Here is a 20,950-nt window from a genome sequence, read left to right as displayed (position 1 = left end):
GTAGTCATTTTGTAATGATAATTAAACTTAAAGGAGAGATTTTAGCATGACAAACAGTAATAAAGACGTAGTAAAAGTATTAAATGAACAAGTAGCAAACTGGACAGTAGCATTTACTAAATTACACAATTTTCATTGGTATGTAAAAGGACCTAATTTCTTCTCACTACACACTAAATTTGAAGAATTGTATGATGAAGCAAGTCAATATATCGATGACTTAGCTGAACGTATTTTAGCAGCAGGTGGAAATCCAGTTGCAACATTAAAAGAAAGTTTAGACCTTGCAATCATTGATGAAGCTGGTAAAGGCTATAAAGCTGAAGAAATGGTAGAAGAACTATCTAAAGACTTTGAAAATATTACAAAACAATTAGAAGAAGCAATTGAAGTGGCTTCAGCTGCTGAAGATGATGTAACAGAAGATATGTTCATCGGTATGAAAACAAATATAGACAAACATAACTGGATGTTAAAATCTTATTTAGGTAAATAAGAGAATTCAGTCACATATATGAATATTATATTTTGATTGAGCAATAGGCTAGTGTATAACTAGCCTAATCTCAGATTAAAAGCAGTAATCTGTTGTTTTTAGTGGATTGCATAGTAGCTGTCTGTATCTGTATCCAGTCAGTATAATGAGAGCGGAAATAAGAAATCAAATTTTGATTTTTTTCGCTCTTTTTCTATTTAAAAAATCTGTACATTTATATAAAGGCTATGCATATAATTACTATCACAGTGAATCTATTTATTATCTATTCGAACTTTTTATGTCCCATAAATTTTTTCATTAAAAAACAGGTCCTCCAAAACAACGTATGTTTTGGAGGACCTGTTTTATTTAAATAATGATTTGAAATATCAATTACTCAGCCATTTCGAGTGCGACTTCCATCATTTGTGTGAAAGAATTTTGACGTTCTTCAGCTGTAGTTGCTTCATCGCGTAATATATGATCACTCACTGTAAATATACCTAACGCTTTTTTACCAGCGTAAGTTGCATTTAAATATAATGCGAGCAGATTCCATTTCTATACCTAAGATGCCCATACGTTGCCATCTTTCATTAAACGTTGGATCAGCATTATAGAATGTATCAGACGATAATATGTTCCCTACATGTGTAGTTGCCCCAATTTCATCTGCTTTTTGTTTTGCTTTTAAAACTAAATCGAAATCAGCTAATGGTGCGTAATGACCTGGAATATTATATTGTTCTACATAACTAGAGTTTGTAGAAGCGCCTTGAGCAATAATTATATCGTAAAGGTTAACGTTTTCTTGTAATGCACCACAAGATCCAATACGGATAATTGTTTCAACATCAAAGAAATTATAAAGCTCATAAGAATAAATTCCAATACTAGGTACGCCCATGCCTGATCCCATTACTGATACTTCTTTCCCGTTATAAGTACCAGTATATCCAAACATATTTCTAACTTCGTTGAATTGTTCAACGTTTTCTAAATAGTTGTCAGCTATGTATTTTGCTCGAAGCGGATCTCCCGGCATTAATACTGTTTTTGCAATTTTAGTTCCATTGGGTTGAATATGAGGTGTAGATTTTGTCATAATCATCTTCTCCTTTATGTTCTTTTATCAATTTAAAGATAACATTTGTTTATTATTTTTGCGAATTTTTGTAATATAGCTAATAAGAGAGTGTTTATAAAGATATATATTCAATTTTGCTTTATAATAATAAGTGAAATGAATGTTTATTGTAAACAAAAATTAGGAGGATTTAATATGAATTATGCAAAATATATAGATCATACATTGCTTAAACCGGAGTCGACTAGAGCTCAAATCGACAAAATTATCGAGGAAGCTAGAGCATTCAATTTTAAATCAGTGTGTCTTAATCCTACACATGTAAAATATGCAGCTGAAAAACTTAAAGATACAGAAGTATTAGTTTGTACTGTAATAGGATTCCCTTTAGGCGCGTCTACTACAGAAACGAAAATGTTTGAAGTTGAAGACGCTGTGAAAAATGGTGCTTCAGAACTTGATATGGTTATCAATGTTGGTGCATTAAAAGATGGACGTTATGAAGACGTACAAAAAGACATTGAAGGCGTTGTCGGTGCTCGCGAATGGTAAAACAGTTAAAGTAATTATTGAAACATGTCTATTAACAGACGAAGAAAAAGTTAAAGCAAGTGAACTAAGTAAAGCAGCAGGCGCTAACTTCGTTAAAACGTCAACAGGCTTTGCCGGTGGCGGTGCAACGCCAGAAGACGTGAAATTAATGAAAGATACTGTTGGAGATGACTTAGAAGTGAAAGCTTCTGGTGGCGTGAGAAACCTTGAAGATTTCAACAAGATGCTTGAAGCTGGTGCAACACGTATTGGTGCGAGTGCAGGCGTTCAAATTATTCAAGGCTTAGAAAGCGATTCTGACTACTAGAATAGTTAATATGCAAAAAAGGGATATATTATTAAGTTTGCATGATAGACAAACAGGGGAGGCCAACTCATATGAGAATGGTAGATATTATTGAAAAAAAGCGTGACGGACAAGTACTTACAAAAGAGGAAATTGAATTTTTTATAACTGGTTATACAAATGGTGATATACCGGATTATCAAGCTTCTAGTTTAGCGATGGCTGTATTCTTTCAAGATATGAATGATGAAGAGAGAGTCGCGTTAACTATGGCAATGGTTAATTCAGGTGATGTTATTGATTTATCAGATATTCACGGTACTAAAGTGGATAAGCATTCTACTGGTGGAGTTGGAGATACAACTACATTAGTACTTGCACCTTTAGTTGCGGCTGTAGGTGTACCTGTAGCTAAAATGAGCGGGAGAGGACTAGGCCATACAGGCGGAACGATTGATAAATTAGAATCAGTTGAAGGTTTCCATGTTGAAATCAGTGAAGAAAAATTCGTTAAGTTAGTTAATGAAGCAAAAGTTGCTGTCATTGGACAAACTGGTAACTTAACACCAAGCAGATAAAAAATTATATGGTCTTCGTGATGTTACTGGTACCGTCAATTCTATTCCACTTATCGCTTCATCAATTATGAGTAAAAAAATTGCAGCAGGTGCTGATGCAATTGTACTTGATGTTAAGACAGGTAATGGCGCATTTATGAAGACGCTTGAAGATGCTGAAGCTTTAGCACATGCTATGGTAAGCATCGGTAATAATGTAGGTAGAAATACAATGGCTATTATTTCAGATATGGGTCAACCTTTAGGACACGCTATAGGTAATGCCTTAGAAGTAAAAGAAGCAATTGAAACATTACAAGGTAAAGGTCCTGAAGACTTAACCGAACTTGTAATGACTTTAGGTTCACAAATGGTTGTAGTGGGCGGCAAAGCAAAAGATTTAGAAGAAGCACGTGCATTATTAGAAACAGCAATACAAGATGGTTCTGCTTTAGAAAGTTTCAGAACATTTTTAGAGAATCAAGATGGAGATGGCTCAGTAGTAGACGACGTATCAAAATTACCACAAGCTAAATACCAAATAGAATTGCCAGCAAAATCATCAGGTTTCGTGACTGAAATTGTTGCGAATGAAATGGGTGTTGCCTCGATGATGTTAGGCGCAGGTAGACAAACAAAAGATGATGATATCGATTTAAGTGTTGGTCTTGTACTGCATAAAAAAGTAGGAGACAGAGTCGATGAAGGCGAACCACTATTAACAATACACAGTAATCGCGAAAACGTTGATGATGTAATAGAGAAATTGAACCAAAGTATCACAGTAAGTGAACAAGGTGCAGAACCAACATTGATCCATAAAATTATTACTGAATAGGAGTTGAGACAATGACTACACCATTTAAACGAGTACACTTAATTGTGATGGACTCAGTAGGCATAGGGGAAGGTCCTGATGCAAAAGCTTTTAACGATGAAGGCAGTCATACATTAAAACACACATTAGAAGATTTTAATCAGTCATTACCTAATCTTCAAAAGTTAGGTTTAGGTAATATTGAACCATTACCTGTAATTGAAAAAGAAGCAAAACCACAAGCATTTTACACTAAAATGAGTGAAGCTTCAGTAGGTAAAGATACCATGACAGGTCATTGGGAGATTATGGGCTTAAATATCATGCAACCTTTTAAAGTATATCCTGAAGGTTTCCCTAAAGAATTGATAGATGAAATTGAGTCTATAACAGGTCGCAAAGTAGTGGCTAATCGTCCTGCTTCTGGAACGCAAATTATAGATGAATGGGGAGAACATCAAATGAAGACTGGAGACTTAATTGTCTACACTTCAGCTGATCCAGTACTCCAAATTGCAGCACATGAGGATATTATTCCATTAGAAGAACTTTATGATATCTGTGAAAAAGTAAGAGAATTGACTAAAGATCCAAAATATTTAATTGGTAGAATTATTGCCAGACCTTATCTTGGTGAACCAGGTTCCTTTACAAGAACATCTAATAGACACGACTATGCTTTAAAACCTTTTGGTAGAACAGTTATGAATGAATTACAAGACGGCGGCTATGATGTTATTGCTTTAGGAAAAATAAATGACATTTTCGATGGTGAAGGTGTGACTGAAGCGGTTCGTACAAAAGATAATATGGACGGTATGGACAAATTAATAGAAACAGTACAACGTGATTTTAATGGACTAAGCTTTTTAAATCTTGTGGATTTTGATGCCTTATACGGACATCGTCGTGATAAAGCAGGTTATGCACAAGCGATTAAAGATTTTGATGAGCGTTTACCTGAACTTATGGAGCATTTACAAGAAGATGATTTAGTCATTATCACTGCTGATCATGGTAATGATCCTACTGCTGAAGGTACAGATCATACAAGAGAGTATATCCCAGTTTTAATGTTTAGTCCGAAAATTGCTGAATATCATGAATTATCGGTAGATACTACATTTAGTTCGCTAGGTGCAACGATTGCTGATAATTTTAATGTGAAATTACCAGAGTACGGAAGAAGCTATTTAAAAGAAATGGGCATTGAGTAATGAAGAAAATAATTAGAATTTTATTTGGCATTGGTTTTAGCGTAGGCGGCGTGCTTCATTTTAAAGATGAAGAAAATTTTAGAAATATTGTACCTGAATATTTACCATTTAGAAAAGCTGCAGTTTTAATCACAGGTGTGTTTGAAATCGTGTTTGGTTTATTATTATTAATCAAGCAGCCTTCAACATGTTTGAAAAAAACGATAAATGCTTTTTTATGGGCTGTATTCCCAGCTAATATTTATATGGCACGTAAAAATTTACCGCTAGCCGGTAAACAATTACCTAAATGGGCTTTGTATGGCCGTTTACCATTACAATTTATCATGATAAAAATGATTAGTAAGCTATGATAGGTTAAATAAAGAAAGTGGCTGTTAGTATCCTTATTGGAACTCTAACAGCCACTTTTTTATGCAACATAATTAAGTTTGGAATAAATGAACTCACAGTTATCTTAAGTTAATTATAGGATAGTATGATTATTTGTTTTCTCCGTATACATCTTGCCATACTGATTTTTGATCTAAGAAAGTTTGTGCAATTTCTTTAGCGCCTTCAAGAGAGTGACTTGCTGCCCAACCACATTGTACTTCGTTACAAGCGGTACTTCTGTAGCGTTTAATACATCATTGATTGTCTGTTCGATGATGTTTAAGACATCTTCATAATCATCATGGTTAATGAATGAAACATAGAAGCCAGTTTGACAACCCATTGGGCTAATATCAACTACTTTATCTGAATGGTTTCTGATATTCTCGGCCATCAAATGTTCTAGGGAGTGTAAACCAGGCATATCCATATGCTCTTTGTTCGGTTGTTTGAAACGGATATCATATTTATGAATAACATCACCGTTAGCGCCTTCCATTTTACCAACTAGTCTGACAAATGGTGCAGATACTATCGTATGATCTAAATTGAAGCTTTCAACGTTCATTTTTGGCATGTCATATCCTCCTAATATTATAATTAAGTTAATTGTAACAAGACCGCAATGTATTTACAATTTCTGAAACGGGTATAAATATAAAGCGGTAAATACTAATTTATTTTAAAATTCAGAAAAGGAATGACAGAAGACGACAAACCCGATAGAATAAATAATAATTAAACACGATATAAATATTTAGCATGATATGTGGTGTTATCTATAAAATTACTTAATGCATAGCGTTTGGAAGTTGATAGTGTTTTGGTAATTCAGGAGGTAGAGTGCAAACGATGGAGAAAAAACAAATTATTTTAGATTATATAGAAAATGAAAATCATAAATACTTAGAAATGAGTCATCAGATACATCAAAGACCAGAATTAGGAAATGAAGAGATTTTTGCTTCGAGAACTTTGATTGAAGATTTAATAGCGCATGATTTTGAAGTAGAAACCGATATAGCAGGTCATGCAACAGGATTTATTGCACGATACGACTCAGGTATAGAAGGGCCGACAATTGGATTTTTAGCAGAATATGATGCTTTGCCAGGCTTAGGACATGCTTGTGGTCACAATATTATTGGCACTGCCAGTGTACTAGCGGGTGTTGCTTTGAAACAAGTGATTGATAAGATTGGTGGTAAAATTATCGTCTTAGGTTGTCCGGCAGAAGAAGGCGGTGAAAACGGCAGTGCTAAAGCGACTTATGTTAAAGCAGGTGTTATAGATGAGTTGGACATTGCGCTCATGGTCCATCCTGGGAATGAGACATATCGAACGATAGATACATTAGCAGTCGATGTTTTAGATATAAAATTTTATGGTAAAAGTACACATGCATCTGAAAATGCAGATGAAGCAAGAAATGCTTTAGATGCGATGATTTCTTATTTCAATGGGGTAGCGCAATTAAGACAACACATCAAAAGCCGCCAACGTGTGCATGGTGTGATACTGGATGGTGGTAAAGCAGCGAATATTATACCTGATTTTACACATGCACGTTTTTATACGAGGGCTACGTCTCGAAAAGAGCTAGATGTTTTGACTGAACGTGTTGGACAGATAGCAAAAGGCGCAGCGCTACAAACAGATTGTGACTTTGAATTTGGACCAATACAAAATGGAGTCAATGAATTTATTAAAACTTCTAAATTAGATGACTTATTTGCGAAATATGCCACTGAAATGGGTGAAGCAGTTATAGATGATGATTTTGGATATGGTTCCACGGATACTGGTAATGTCAGTCATTGTATACCAACAATTCATCCTCATATCAAAATTGGTTCACGAAATTTAGTTGGTCATACACATCGTTTCCGTGAAGCAACAGGTAGTACCCATGGTGATCAAGCATTAATTAGAGGTGCCAAAATCCTCGCTTTAATGGGGCAAGAACTCATAGAAAACAAGCCATTGTTTGAAGAAATCATCGAACAATATCAATATACAAAGGGGCACAAAAAATGACAAATCAAAGCTCTCTAAGACCTACATTAACACTTAGTGATCTTTACGATTCACATATTGTTTATACTTCTAGACCATCTTATATATCAAATCCTTGGTTAGAACCCGAAGTACATCAATCTAATTTTTTGACTGGTAGAGAGCTGATTATTGCTAATGAGATGCCTGTAATCGTACATGAAGCAAGCGTAACGGATAAATTAAAAATGCTATTTGAAGCAATTGGTAAAGGTATGCCAACAAATATTCTTAAGTTTGAAGATCAAAGTAGCTATGAACAATTGATACAAGATTTGGCACATGATTATAAAAAAGTTTACTTTCAATACATTCATGGTGAAGATATTTTGAATAAAAAGTATTATGCCTTGGATAAGGATATTTTTGTAGCTTTAAATAATAAAGCACGCATACCAGAATGGACAAACCATAAATATCTACCTACAAGAGAAGTTGTTGATATAGATGATTTTGTAAAAGCAGTAGCAAAATGGGAGTATCCATTTGTATTGAAACCTGGAGACGACCTACCAACAGCGGGTGGATATGGTGTGATGATTTGTTATAATGAGGCTGATTTAGAACAAGCAAAGTTGCGCATTGAAAATGCTAAAAACGAAACTGATACGATGATCATCGAACAAAAAGTAGAAGCAGTTGCAAATTATTGTGTTCAATATGCATATTCAAAGTATACTGGTGTGCGTTATATTGGTACTTCTGAACAGTTAACCAATGAATATGGACATTATAATGGAAACGAAAATGTACAAGATGTGCCTGACGCTGTAATTCAAGCAGGGAAAGAGATTATGGAGGTCGGTGTGTCGAATGGATATTTTGGAATAGCGGGTTTTGACCTTTTGGTAGATAGCAACGATGACATTTTTGCGATAGATTTGAATTTTAGACAAAATGGCTCAACAAGTATGTTGTTGCTAGAACCGTTTCTTCAAGAAGGTTATCATAAATTTTATAGTTATTTGTCACAAGTAGATAATTCAAAATTTTTCAATACAATTATGAAGTATGTTAATAAAGGTGTATTATTCCCGTTATCTTATTATGACGGAGATTGGTTTGATAATGAAGTTGTTAAATCAAGGTTTGGTTGCATATGGCATGGGGAAAATAAAGCAAGTGTAGAAAAAATGGAGCAACAATTTTTAAAAGATTTAGAAGCAAATTAGAACAACTATTCACAAATATAATGAATAACTCTAGTGAATTGCATTAGACGTTAATTGACTAGAGTATAAGAGTCATTTATATTTTAAGTATAGGTAAATATTATAAATGAATTGAAGGTGCTATGATGTCTTATAAACAAAATTCATTTTTCCAAGAAATTTTAGTCAATGAAGTCTTTTACGTAGCTACAAAATCAAAAGAATTAATTAGACATGAAGTATTGGGAAAAAACGTAGTGTGTGCGTGGTCAGAAAAATCAAAGGCGGAAACTTTTTTGAAGAAGCTTAATATTGACTACACCCATATAAAGAAAATTGATATAGACCGTTTTGTAACATATGAAATGGATAACTTATTTGAAGAAGGCGAAGAAGTACTCATTGATGCTACTAGTACTACAGATGGAGAATTGATTAATATTGTAGAAATTACAAATGAGTTAATGTCTGATTTAGACAATATTCGTTTGAAAGAATTTGTGAAAGATGTTTCTAAAGAGGATGCAGTATTTGGTTTATCTAATCAAAAAGAAAAACATTTTATATTGATTAGTGATGATGAACACCAAAGACCACAAATTATGCCTGTTTGGAGCATTAAAAGTAGAGCTGAAAAGGTAAGGGACGAAGACTTTGAAGAATGTGAAATTATCGAAATCGAAGGGGAAGTATTCGCTGAATGGTTGGATAATTTACGAGATGATGATAAAGCTGTAGCAATAGACTTAAAATCTGGGGTCGTAGGCACAGTTGTATCTGCTCAAAAAGTGATTGATCAACTTACATTTTAATTATTTCTAAATGCGTTTGAATACGCTAGTATTTTGTTTTTATATTATTTGAATAATGGTAATTATGATGGTTTGTTTTGAAAGTATAAATAGTAATTTGAACCATAAATATTTTGAATTACTAATAAAAGCAGTTTCTACTGAACAAGTAGGAAACTGCTTTTTTATGTTTAAATTTATAAATGAATTGCACCTAATGCACCAGAGAATGCACCATGTTCAATATAATAAGGTTTAAATCCACGAAGTATTGTATAATCTGTAACAACTTTTTTTAATAGATCGTTATTATGAAAAGATGAGCCAATATAAGCTACATTTTCAGTATTGTTTTCTCTAGCAACAGTAATAGACATTGTAGTAATAACTTCCCCGACAACACCTATAACAGAGGCTAATTTATCAGCATCTGTAAAATCAGCGTCCAAATTATGTAGGACGTGGCCAAAGTTTGCCGCTGTAAGGTCACCTGAAATCGGCGGTTCGCTGTCCTTATAAATATGTTTAACCTTCAAATCAATAATCTCTCTATTGCCGTTTTGAGCTGTATCAGTTAATTGCTTATAATCTTTAATACCAGTTAATAAATAACCAAGCCCTTGAATCATTCCGCCACCAGCGCCAACACCACCTACACGTTGTTGATGCTTACCGTCGGAAAAGTGTAATGAAGTGCCAGTACCGACGTTAGTGAAGATGTAATCATCTAATAAGTGCTCTTGTTCTACTAAAAGTATTTCTAAACCTTTTGCAGCTGCATCAAATTCGACAAAAATACGCGAAGGACAAGTCAAGTGTTCTTGTATTACTGCGGCTTGTCCACCGGTTAAACTAATGCTTTCACAATCTTGTTGATTTAACCATGAGATAACATCATCAATTTCAGTTGTTGATTTTGTTGTGTATACACGTTCCCCGTTATTGTCTTGAACTATTTTAATTAGAGTTCCACCAAGCATCAATGCCAATCTTCATCTCTATTTCCCCCAAATAAATTTACATTATAACTAATATTATAATAAAATGGGGGAAAATCAAATATGAAATTAAAAGGAGCGTTATTTCATGATGCAATTAAGCCCATTTATTAAAGTAGACGACGTTGATGAAGCGGTAAAATTTTATAAAAATGCGTTTGGTGGAGAAGAAAAAATATTAAACGAAACGAATGGACGACGACTACATGTAGAATTGCATATGAATACAACAGTGATATTACACATATCAAGTACATACGGAAAAGAATGCCGTAATGATAATACTAATATTATTTTGACCTTTGACGATTTAGAAGCGCAACAACAAGTGTATGAAGCTTTGAGTCAATCAGGTGACCCTCATATGCCACTTAAAAAAACATTCTTCAATGCCATTCATGGTCAAGTTAAAGATCAATTTGGCGTGAATTGGCTCATGAATTGCTTTTTAAACTAAACTGTTTAATATAGGTTATAATTAGTTAGAAAGTGGTATTAATAAATAATTACTAAGTTTTAAATAGGGGATTAGATATGTTTATTAAAAAACAATTTGAAGGAATTACAGTTCAAGTGTATGAAGATAAATATAAAGACGCACTTTATAATTTTAAATTGAACGAGCGCCAACAAATTTATTCATCTTTACCGAGTGAAGTATTGGAAGATGCATTGCAAGATAAAGATAGAATTGCAAACATTGCATTGAATAAAAAAGGGGAAGTTGTAGGATTTTTCGTTTTACATCAGTATTATCAACATGAAGGTTACGATACACCAAAGCAAGTGATTTATGTTAGATCATTATCTGTTAACCAAAATTTTCAAGGTTATGGTTATGGTACTAAAATGATGATGTATCTGCCACAATATGTACAATCTTTATTTCCGGATTTCAATCACTTATATTTAGTTGTTGACGCAGAAAATGAAAGTGCGTGGAATGTTTATGAACGTGCTTGGGTTTATGCATACTGCAACTAAAGAAGAAGGGCCACTTGGGAAAGAAAGATTATATTATTTAGACTTAGATTCAAACCATGTATCGTCATTGAAGTTAAAGCCAAATACGGAAGATGTGCCTTTCAATATTCATATTATTGATTTATATAAAGATGGGAACAAAGTAGGATTTATCGCAGTAGAAAAACATGAGCAACGTATGAATATTTCTTCTGTAGAGGTTAATAAAGCAGAAAGACATCATGGTATTGCGGAAAGTGCTTTGAGACAACTTTCAACATATATTAGAAAACATTTTGACGATGTCAGTCTATTGACAATTACGCTATATGGTGAGAATAATGAATTAAAACCGTTATGTATCAATAGTAATTTTGTTGAAATTGAGTCTGCGGATGATTTTAAGGTATTTGAAAAACATATAAATTATTAATAGAGATTGCGAAATCACGAATTGTCATTTATAATTTACATTTGTTATTATTACTTAAGATGAACTTAGTACGGATTTGGATAAATGCCTTTGAAAGGAAGAATAAATAATGAGAATTCAAGATTATACAAAAGAAATGGTTGATGAGAAATCATTTATCGATATGGCCTATACGCTATTAAATGAAAAAAACAGTACTATGAATTTATACGATATCATCGATGAATTTAAAGCACTTGGACATTATGAAGACCATGAAGTAGAACAGAGAATTGTACAATTCTATACAGACTTAAATACTGACGGTCGTTTTTTAAACGTTGGAGAAAATATTTGGGGATTACGCGATTGGTATTCAGTAGATGATATTGAAGAAAAAATTGCGCCAACGATTCAAAAATTCGATATTTTGGATGATGATGCAGAAGAAGATAAAAATTTAAAATTACTTGGTGAAGATGAAGCTGATGACGATGATGACATCCCTGCTGTAACTGATGATCAAGAAACTTTAAATGATCCCGAAGAGCCAAAAGAGGACGAAGTTGAAGAAGAAGGCATTGTTATTGATGAAGAAGATGAGGACTTCGATGATGATGACGAAGAAGACGAAGAGGCCGAAGAAGAAACTAAAAAATAATTATTAGAGATTTAATTGACTTTTCTCGTGAAAATGATAAAATTTTATTCGGGCTCCTTTAATTAGGACGACGTGTATAAATATTATACGCTCCCCCTTACAACGATGTGAGAGGGAGCGATTTTTTTATTTAAATGACTATAAAAAATTTATAAATTCTTTGAAATTTGGTAGTTGCATAGAGCAACAATTTATACATATGAAAATAATAAATGATAATTATAATATGTAAAACACGCTATTACACAAAAAAATTAAGCAATTGAGTTTAAAAATTCGATGTCAATATCGGTATTGATTGAAAAAAACTGTTTTAATAACTAGGAGGCAGAACATGACAAAATTTATTTTTGTAACTGGTGGAGTTGTTTCTTCATTAGGAAAAGGTATCACAGCAAGCATCTTTAGGAAGACTATTAAAAGATAGAGGGTTAAAAGTAACAATCCAAAAATTCGACCCATATTTAAACGTAGATCCTGGAACGATGAGTCCATATCAACATGGTGAAGTTTTTGTTACAGATGATGGTGCAGAGACAGACTTAGACTTAGGACACTATGAACGATTTATCGATATTAACTTAAATAAATATTCTAATGTTACAGCCGGTAAAGTGTATTCTCACGTATTGAAGAAAGAACGTCGTGGTGATTATTTAGGAGGAACAGTACAAGTTATCCCTCATATCACAAATGAAATTAAAGAACGTTTACTTTTAGCAGGTGAAAGCACAAATGCTGATGTTGTTATCACTGAAATCGGTGGAACAACAGGGGATATAGAATCATTACCATTTATTGAAGCTATTAGACAAATTCGCAGTGACTTAGGTCGCGAAAATGTAATGTATGTACACTGTACATTATTACCGTATATTAAAGCTGCTGGAGAAATGAAAACGAAACCAACACAACATAGTGTAAAAGAATTACGCGGTTTAGGCATTCAGCCTGATTTGATTGTGGTTCGTACAGAATATGAATTAACACAAGATTTAAAAGATAAGATCGCTTTATTCTGTGATATCGACAAAGCAAGTGTAATAGAGTGTCGCGATGCTGAATCACTATATGAAATTCCTTTACAGTTAAGCAAACAAGATATGGAAAACATCGTGATTGATCGTTTAGAGTTAAATCCAAAATACGAAACACAGTTAGATGAATGGCAATATTTACTAGATACAGTGAATAATTTAGATGGAAAAGTGACAATTGGCTTAGTAGGTAAATATGTTAGTCTTCAAGATGCTTATTTATCAGTTGTTGAATCATTAAAACATGCGGGTTATCCATTTAAAAAAGATATTGAAGTAAGATGGATTGATTCTAGTGAAGTGACAGACGAAAATGTCTCAGAAATATTATCAGATGTAGATGGTATTTTAGTGCCCGGCGGATTTGGCTTCCGTGCAAGTGAAGGAAAAATTTCTGCGATTAAATATGCACGTGAAAATAACGTACCGTACTTTGGTATCTGTCTAGGTATGCAATTAGCAACAGTTGAATTTGCTAGAAATGTACTTAACCTTGAAGGTGCTCACTCAGCAGAGTTAGATCCAAACACGCCTTATCCAATTATTGATTTACTACCTGAACAAAAAGATATTGAAGATCTAGGCGGTACATTACGTTTAGGACTTTATCCTTGTCATATTAAAGAGGATACATTAGCACACTCAATTTACAATGAAACTAATATTGAAGAAAGACATCGTCATCGTTATGAGTTTAACAATGAATACAGAGAACAGTTAGAAGCAAACGGTATGGTATTCTCAGGTACAAGCCCTGATGGTCGCTTAATTGAAATGGTAGAAATTCCTGAAAATGACTTCTTTGTAGCTTGTCAATTCCATCCTGAATTTTTATCAAGACCTAACCGTCCACAACCAATTTTCAAAGCATTTATTGAAGCTTCTTTAAAAAATAAACAAGCTAAATAAAAACATAAAATAAAAATGACGCATGTTAGCTAAGTAATTAAAGGTTATAGTTAGCAATGCGTCTTTTTTATATCACTTAATTGTTGAATAGCATTATGCATTAATAATTGAAGTTTTTATAAATGGTTCAAAATTCATATTATTTATTTTAAATGATTTCATAATTATATATTTATAATTACTGTAAAATAAGATGTATACTATAACAAATTCACAAAAATCAGCAGAAAAACGTCTATTTTTATGGTTTTAAAAAGAAAAAACAATTAAAAGCGCTTACAATTGTTTAGAATAATGCAAAAGTTTTCTAATTTTGATATAATTAGATTGTAAAAATATGTGCTTTAAGCACCAAGGAGGAACTTTCATGCCTTTAGTTTCAATGAAAGAAATGTTAATAGACGCAAAAGAAAATGGTTATGCAGTTGGTCAATACAACTTAAATAACTTAGAATTTACACAAGCTATCTTAGAAGCTTCACAAGAAGAGAACGCTCCAGTTATTTTAGGTGTATCTGAAGGTGTTGCTCGCTATATGGGTGGTTTCTACACTGTAGTTAAAATGGTTGAAGGGTTAATGCACGACAAAGAAATCACTGTTCCTGTAGCAATCCACTTAGACCATGGTTCAAGCTTTGAAAAATGTAAAGAAGCGATTGATGCTGGATTTACATCAGTAATGATCGATGCTTCTCATGGTTCATTTGAAGACAACGTTGAAATCACTTCAAAAGTGGTTGAATATGCGCATGAACATGGCGTATCAGTTGAAGCTGAATTAGGTACTGTAGGCGGACAAGAAGACGATATTATCGCTGAAGGTGTTATCTATGCAGATCCTAAAGAGTGTCAAGAACTTGTTGAAAGAACAGGCATTGATACATTAGCACCAGCATTAGGTTCAGTACACGGACCATATAAAGGTGAACCTAAATTAGGATTTAAAGAAATGGAAGAAATTGGTGCTTCTACAGGATTACCGTTAGTATTACACGGCGGTACTGGTATCCCAACTAAAGATATCCAAAAAGCTATTCCTTTCGGCACAGCAAAAATTAACGTTAACACAGAAAATCAAATCACTTCTGCTAAAGCAGTACGTGAAGCATTAGACAAAGATAAAGAAGTGTATGATCCTCGTAAATATTTAGGACCAAGCACGTGAAGCAATCAAAGCAACGGTTATTGGTAAAATTAAAGAGTTTGGTACATCTAACCGAGCAAAATAATTTAATCTATATTACAAATGAGGCTGAGACATGTAATTATGTCCCAGTCTCATTTTTTTATGTTATAATTGCTATCGTTTGGTAAAGAGGTTATTATTAAAGCCAAACTATTTACATAAATCTCAAACAAAATATATATAATTATGATTTAAAACATAAAATAATGGGAAATAAAAACTATAGTAAATAATTTATATGTAACTTGCATCACTTAATTTTAATTTTAAAAAGTTTTAGTAGACTGATGTACTTTGCAAACTGGAAAAAAGTAATTTATAATGCAAATAATGATTGCAAGTCAAAGGAGAACAAGCGAATGGCTCAAGAAGTAATAAAAATTAGAGGTGGACAAACACTTAAAGGTGAAGTGGACATCCACGGTGCTAAAAACAGTGCAGTAGCAATTATACCTGCAGCCATCCTGGCTGAAGATAAAGTAACAATTGAAGGTCTTCCAGAAATTTCTGATGTAGAAACATTGGTTAGTCTATTAGGGGATTTAAATATTAAAACAGAATTAGATGGTATGACATTAAAGGTCGATCCTACTGACATTGAAAATGCACCATTACCTAATAATAAAGTCGAGTCTTTACGTGCCTCTTATTATATGATGGGTGCAATGTTAGGTAGATTTAAAAAATGTGTCATTGGTTTACCTGGAGGTTGTCCATTAGGACCAAGACCGATTGATCAACATATTAAAGGTTTTAAAGCTTTAGGAGCGAAGATTGATGAATCTAGTGAGACTTCTATGAAAATTGAAGCTGACAAATTAACTGGTGCAAATATCTTTTTAGATATTGTGAGTGTTGGTGCCACAATTAATATTATGCTTGCGGCTGTGCGAGCTGAAGGTCATACTGTCATTGAAAACGCAGCTAAAGAACCAGAAGTTGTAGACGTAGCAACATATTTAATTGGTCTAGGTGCTGATATTAAGGGTGCGGTACAAGTACGATTAAGATTAATGGTGTGGATCATCTTCAAGGTTCTCATCATCAGGTTATCCCAGATAGAATAGAAGCTGGAACGTATATGTGTATCGCTGCGGCTTGTGGTGAGGATATTCAAATTAATAATATTATCCCAACACATGTTGAACCATTAACTGTAAAGTTAAAAGAATTAGGTGTTGATATTCAAGTCGGCGACGATAGTGCTAAGATTAAACGTAGTACGCCTTATTCAAGCGTTGACATTAAAACTTTAGTTTATCCTGGATTTGCTACAGACTTACAACAACCGATTACGCCGCTATTATTTATGGCAGATGGTGTATCATTTGTGACTGAAACTATATATCCAGCGCGTTTTAGACACGTTGATGAACTAAAAAATATGGGTGCCAATATCAATGCAGATGATGGTACAGCAACTATTAAACCATCTAAATTAACAGGAGCAGAAGTATATGCAAGTGACTTACGTGCGGGCGCATCTCTTATCGTTGCTGGTCTATTAGCAGAAGGTGTTACCACAATTTACAATGTAAAACATATTTATCGTGGCTACACTAATATTGTGAGCACTTTAGAATCATTAGGTGCAGATATTTGGACTGAAGAAATTTAAAAAATGTGGTATACTTAATATACTAAGTACTTGAAATATATTTTAGTAACTCAGATTATAGAATAAAAACGATATGAGGTGATGACCATGGAGGTTTGCCCTTATCTTGAAGAGACCTTTAAAATAGTAGGTAGAAGTTGGAATGGTCTTATTATTAATTATTTGTCTAGGTGTCCAGAAGAATCTGCTCATTTTTCGGATATGAAACGTGATTTGAAAACAATTACACCACGTGCACTTAGTATAAAATTAACAGACTTAAGTGAATGGGGTCTTGTAGAGAAAAAAATAGTTTCTACAAGCCCGATGAACATATTATACCAACTTACGGATAAAGGTGATGCACTAGCGGCAAGCATTAGTACCAATGGAAAAGTGGGCGCAAGATTTTATTGAACTTGAAAATCAATAATATCAAAGTCTATGAACGAAGATTTAAAGCGTTATAATAAGAAAAGAAGTCTATGACATGTCATAGACTTCTTCAGAGTGTCGACAAAGTCTCCGACTTTGTTGGCACTTTTTTTGTGCACGCTTTCCGCGGGCACAGCCTCAGCCTGTAGTCTTCGGCTAGTGCTTTTCCCGCAGGAGTCGGCACAAATTACTGCCATTTTTTAAACAAAAATAATATAATATATTTAAATTAAACAGTGGTGGTGTTTGTAATGTTGAATAAATCAATCGATAAAAGAGATCAATATGAAATGATTTCAATATCGGAATTAGTTCCTAGTAATCACTTATTACGTAGAGTAGATAGTATATTGGATTTAAATTTCATTTATGAACTTGTCGAAGACAAATATTGTCTTGATAATGGAAGACCATCAATTGATCCTGTAATTTTAGTTAAGATATTACTTATTCAAAGATTATTTGGAATAAAGTCAATGAGACAAACGATAAAAGAAATAGAAACGAACGTAGCTTACCGTTGGTATTTAGGTTATAGCTTTTTAGATAAAGTACCTCATTTCGGTACATTTAGTAAAAACTATACACGTCGTTTTCATGATACAGATTTATTTGAACAAATATTTGAAAGAATTCTTAAAATCGCAATCAAAAATAATTTAATAGATCATTCATCTTTATTCATTGATTCAACACATATAAAGGCAAACGCAAATAAAAATAAATATATAACTGAATTAGTGAAAAAAGATTCACTTCATTTCCAAGAAGAATTAGATAATGAAATTAATGAACAAAGATTATCTCAAGGAAAAAAGCCTATAAAAAAGAAAAAGAAGGAGGAATACAAAAGTAAAAAAGTAAGTACGACTGATCCAGACTCTGGTTACTATGTAAAAGGAAAACGCGAAAAACAATTTGCTTATAGCTTACATGCTTGCGTAGATAGAAACGGCTTTATCATCGATAAACACGTGACACCTGGTAATGTTCATGATAGTACACAACTCAAAACAATGATTGAAAGATTAGAAGTGAAAAATATGTTGCCAATCACATTAGCTGTTGATTCTGGATATAAAACACCTTTTAACGCGCATTACTTACTTGAAAAAACGATTATCCCAGCAATGCCTTACACGAGACCTAAAGGAAAACCAGGTTATTTTAGAACTAAGGATTTCATCTACGATGAATACTATGATAATTATATTTGTCCTAACGATGAAACATTGATATTTAAACGAACAATGCCAACAGGTCACAGATTGTATGTATCCAATCCTAATAAATGCCGTCATTGTCCTTTGTTAAATCAATGTACAGAGAGTAAAGATGCTATCAAACAAATAAGACGACACGTATGGCAAAATGATTTAGATATAGTTGAAGATTTGAGATTTGTTGATACTATAAAAACTCAATATAAATTGCGAAGCCAAACAATTGAAAGAAGATTTGGAGATGCAAAAGAGCAAGCATGGTATGAGATGGACACGATATAGAGGTATAAAAAAAGTTTCCATGGATACCACGCTGATTTGTGCTGCCATGAATCTTAAGAAAATGGCAATGTGGCTCATAAAAGGGCCAGAAATGGTCTGAAAGACCACTTTTTATTTTTAAAATTACGCTATATTTATAAAAAAATAAACCAAATGCCTTTACAGCAAATGGTTTGTCTACGTTCTGAAGAAGTCTATGACATGTCATAGACTTCTTTTTTGTTTCCAAAAAAAGAAAAAATTTTGTAACTTATAAATTGTGAGGTTCAAGGTTATTGTTAAGACTAATCATTAATGAAAAATGATTAGAAAACGCTTAATAACAACGTTTGTAGTCATATAGCGTGAGCATTAATGTTTAAAAATATAGAATCTCGGTTAGAATATAATTATCAACACAAATTAGGGAGTGAATTATTGATGAGAAATTTCACTAAACAATATATTAACGGAGAATGGATTGAAAGCACTAGTGGAGAAACACTAGAAGTGATTAATCCAGCAACAGAAGAAGTAGCAGGTACAATTGCGAAAGGTAATAAAGAAGATGTTGATAAAGCAGTAGACGCTGCAGAAAATGTGTATCTAGAATTTAGACACAGCTCAATAGAAGAAAGAAGAACATTATTAGATAAAATAGTACAAGAATATAAGAATAGAAAAGATGATCTTATAGAGGCAATTACTGACGAATTAGGTGCACCTCTATCAGTATCAGAAAAAGTACATTATCAAATGGGACTAGATCACTTTGAAGCAACACGTGATGCATTAGATAATTTTGAATTTGAAGAACGTCGTGGCGATGATTTAGTTGTGAAGGAAGCAATTGGTGTTTCTGGCTTAATTACACCTTGGAATTTCCCGACAAACCAAACTTCATTGAAATTGTCTGCCGCTTTTGCGACAGGTAGTCCAGTCGTATTAAAACCATCTGAAGAGACGCCGTTTGCCGCAATTATTTTGGCTGAGATTTTTGATAAAGTAGGTGTGCCAAAAGGTGTGTTTAACTTAGTGAATGGTGATGGACAAGGTGTAGGTAATCCATTAAGCGAACATCCGAAAGTAAGAATGATGTCATTCACTGGCTCTGGCCCAACTGGTTCAAGCATTATGAAAAAAGCAGCTGAAGACTTCAAAAAAGTATCACTTGAATTAGGTGGTAAATCACCATATATTATTTTAGATGATTCAGATATTGAGGGCGCAGACAAGTGCGGCAACTGGTAAAGTTGTTAGCAACACTGGTCAAGTTTGTACTGCGGGTACAAGAACATTAGTACCAGCAAGTCTAAAAGAAGAATTCTTAACAGCTGTAAAAGAAAAATTCAGCCAAGTTAAAGTCGGTGATCCACGCGAAGAGGGCACTCAAGTTGGTCCAATCATAAGTAAAAAACAATTTGACCAAGTACAATCATATATCGATAAAGGTATTGAAGAAGGTGCAGAATTATTCTATGGTGGACCTGGTAAACCTGAAGGCTTAGAAAAAGGTTACTTTGCACGCCCAACAATATTTAATAATGTTGATAATAGTATGACAATCGCACAAGAAGAAATTTTTGGTCCAGTAATGTCAATTATCACTTACAATGATTTAGATGAAGCAATTAAAATTGCAAATGATACTAAATATGGCTTAGCTGGATATGTTTACGGTAATGACAAAGACACATTACACAAAGTAGCACGTTCAATTGAAGTCGGTACAGTAGAAATTAATGAAGCTGGTCGCAAATCAGACTTACCATTTGGCGGTTATAAACAATCTGGTATTGGACGCGAATGGGGCGACTACGGCATCGAAGAATTCCTAGAAGTTAAGTCTATTGCTGGCTATTACAAATAATAAATTTTAGCAGTAATTAAATAATTTAAATG

General features: G+C 33.4%; 8 protein-coding genes and 12 pseudogenes. 17 read left to right on the top strand and 3 right to left on the bottom strand.

Going from position 1 to position 20,950, the window contains the following annotated elements; translation table 11 throughout:
* Window positions 1-46: 46 nt before the first annotated feature.
* Window positions 47-496 (top strand): Dps family protein, encoded by a 450-nt coding sequence (locus ABLV95_RS08120; RefSeq protein ID WP_046466163.1) that lies wholly within the window; start codon window positions 47-49, stop codon window positions 494-496.
* Window positions 497-871: 375 nt separating this feature from the next.
* On the opposite strand, the pseudogene deoD reads toward ABLV95_RS08120, so the two are convergent.
* A pseudogene (gene deoD / locus ABLV95_RS08115) lies at window positions 872-1,583 on the bottom strand (purine-nucleoside phosphorylase).
* 177 nt (window positions 1,584-1,760) lie between these two features.
* Between deoD and deoC the strand changes: the two are divergent.
* From deoC to ABLV95_RS08095, 4 genes and pseudogenes are all read left to right on the top strand, one after another.
* Window positions 1,761-2,424, top strand: a pseudogene (gene deoC, locus ABLV95_RS08110) (deoxyribose-phosphate aldolase).
* Window positions 2,425-2,495: 71 nt separating this feature from the next.
* Window positions 2,496-3,798 (top strand): annotated as a pseudogene (locus tag ABLV95_RS08105) (pyrimidine-nucleoside phosphorylase).
* Window positions 3,799-3,809: 11 nt separating this feature from the next.
* Window positions 3,810-4,994, top strand: a complete 1,185-nt coding sequence (gene deoB / locus ABLV95_RS08100) for a phosphopentomutase (RefSeq protein WP_427706807.1) — start codon at window positions 3,810-3,812, stop codon at window positions 4,992-4,994.
* Window positions 4,994-5,347: a hypothetical protein gene (locus ABLV95_RS08095; protein WP_460875318.1), complete on the top strand. Its 354-nt coding sequence runs from the start codon at window positions 4,994-4,996 to the stop codon at window positions 5,345-5,347. The genes deoB and ABLV95_RS08095 overlap by 1 nt, the downstream gene beginning before the upstream one ends.
* A gap of 129 nt (window positions 5,348-5,476) precedes the next feature.
* Here ABLV95_RS08095 and ABLV95_RS08090 read toward each other — a convergent pair.
* Window positions 5,477-5,946 (bottom strand): annotated as a pseudogene (locus ABLV95_RS08090) (S-ribosylhomocysteine lyase).
* Window positions 5,947-6,221: 275 nt separating this feature from the next.
* Here ABLV95_RS08090 and ABLV95_RS08085 point away from each other — a divergent pair.
* The 3 genes from ABLV95_RS08085 (at window position 6,222) to ABLV95_RS08075 (ending at window position 9,387) form a co-directional block, all read left to right on the top strand.
* Complete coding sequence (locus ABLV95_RS08085; RefSeq protein WP_460875315.1) at window positions 6,222-7,406, top strand: M20 family metallopeptidase; 1,185 nt, start codon at window positions 6,222-6,224, stop codon at window positions 7,404-7,406.
* Window positions 7,403-8,596 carry an L-aspartate--L-methionine ligase LdmS gene (gene ldmS / locus ABLV95_RS08080; protein ID WP_427706813.1) on the top strand — a complete coding sequence of 398 codons (1,194 nt, stop codon included), beginning with the start codon at window positions 7,403-7,405 and terminating at the stop codon, window positions 8,594-8,596. The genes ABLV95_RS08085 and ldmS overlap by 4 nt, the downstream gene beginning before the upstream one ends.
* A gap of 125 nt (window positions 8,597-8,721) precedes the next feature.
* Complete coding sequence (locus ABLV95_RS08075) at window positions 8,722-9,387, top strand: DUF2750 domain-containing protein (RefSeq protein ID WP_427706815.1); 666 nt, start codon at window positions 8,722-8,724, stop codon at window positions 9,385-9,387.
* A gap of 176 nt (window positions 9,388-9,563) precedes the next feature.
* Here ABLV95_RS08075 and coaW read toward each other — a convergent pair.
* Window positions 9,564-10,362, bottom strand: a pseudogene (gene coaW / locus ABLV95_RS08070) (type II pantothenate kinase).
* A gap of 90 nt (window positions 10,363-10,452) precedes the next feature.
* Between coaW and ABLV95_RS08065 the strand changes: the two are divergent.
* The 9 genes and pseudogenes from ABLV95_RS08065 (at window position 10,453) to ABLV95_RS08025 (ending at window position 20,918) form a co-directional block, all read left to right on the top strand.
* On the top strand, window positions 10,453-10,821 hold the full coding sequence (locus ABLV95_RS08065; protein WP_427706819.1) for a VOC family protein: 369 nt from the start codon (window positions 10,453-10,455) through the stop codon (window positions 10,819-10,821).
* A 77-nt stretch (window positions 10,822-10,898) separates the two neighbouring features.
* Window positions 10,899-11,760: pseudogene (locus ABLV95_RS08060) on the top strand (GNAT family N-acetyltransferase).
* A gap of 109 nt (window positions 11,761-11,869) precedes the next feature.
* Window positions 11,870-12,400: a DNA-directed RNA polymerase subunit delta gene (rpoE, locus tag ABLV95_RS08055; protein WP_427706822.1), complete on the top strand. Its 531-nt coding sequence runs from the start codon at window positions 11,870-11,872 to the stop codon at window positions 12,398-12,400.
* A 334-nt stretch (window positions 12,401-12,734) separates the two neighbouring features.
* A pseudogene (locus ABLV95_RS08050) lies at window positions 12,735-14,346 on the top strand (CTP synthase).
* 367 nt (window positions 14,347-14,713) lie between these two features.
* A pseudogene (gene fdaB / locus ABLV95_RS08045) lies at window positions 14,714-15,575 on the top strand (class IIb fructose-bisphosphate aldolase FdaB).
* Between the two features lie 316 nt (window positions 15,576-15,891).
* Window positions 15,892-17,150: pseudogene (locus tag ABLV95_RS08040) on the top strand (UDP-N-acetylglucosamine 1-carboxyvinyltransferase).
* Window positions 17,151-17,237: 87 nt separating this feature from the next.
* Window positions 17,238-17,562: pseudogene (locus tag ABLV95_RS08035) on the top strand (winged helix-turn-helix transcriptional regulator).
* A gap of 253 nt (window positions 17,563-17,815) precedes the next feature.
* Window positions 17,816-19,169: pseudogene (locus ABLV95_RS08030) on the top strand (IS1182 family transposase).
* Between the two features lie 320 nt (window positions 19,170-19,489).
* Window positions 19,490-20,918 (top strand): annotated as a pseudogene (locus ABLV95_RS08025) (aldehyde dehydrogenase family protein).
* Window positions 20,919-20,950 lie beyond the last annotated feature (32 nt).

Source organism: Staphylococcus sp. Mo2-1 (assembly GCF_046721385.1).
Lineage (GTDB): Bacteria > Bacillota > Bacilli > Staphylococcales > Staphylococcaceae > Staphylococcus > Staphylococcus equorum_A.
Note: the sequence above shows the minus strand (reverse complement) of the source record. Positions and strands in the feature narration are given on the sequence as shown.

Excerpts from the sequence above, each read along its gene's own strand:
- ABLV95_RS08120 (WP_046466163.1), top strand. The coding sequence starts at position 47 with ATGACAAACAGTAATAAAGACGTAGTAAAAGTATTAAATGAACAAGTA.
- ABLV95_RS08085 (WP_460875315.1), top strand. The coding sequence starts at position 6,222 with ATGGAGAAAAAACAAATTATTTTAGATTATATAGAAAATGAAAATCAT.
- ldmS (WP_427706813.1), top strand. The coding sequence starts at position 7,403 with ATGACAAATCAAAGCTCTCTAAGACCTACATTAACACTTAGTGATCTT.
- deoB (WP_427706807.1), top strand. The coding sequence starts at position 3,810 with ATGACTACACCATTTAAACGAGTACACTTAATTGTGATGGACTCAGTA.
- ABLV95_RS08065 (WP_427706819.1), top strand. The coding sequence starts at position 10,453 with ATGATGCAATTAAGCCCATTTATTAAAGTAGACGACGTTGATGAAGCG.
- ABLV95_RS08075 (WP_427706815.1), top strand. The coding sequence starts at position 8,722 with ATGTCTTATAAACAAAATTCATTTTTCCAAGAAATTTTAGTCAATGAA.
- rpoE (WP_427706822.1), top strand. The coding sequence starts at position 11,870 with ATGAGAATTCAAGATTATACAAAAGAAATGGTTGATGAGAAATCATTT.
- ABLV95_RS08095 (WP_460875318.1), top strand. The coding sequence starts at position 4,994 with ATGAAGAAAATAATTAGAATTTTATTTGGCATTGGTTTTAGCGTAGGC.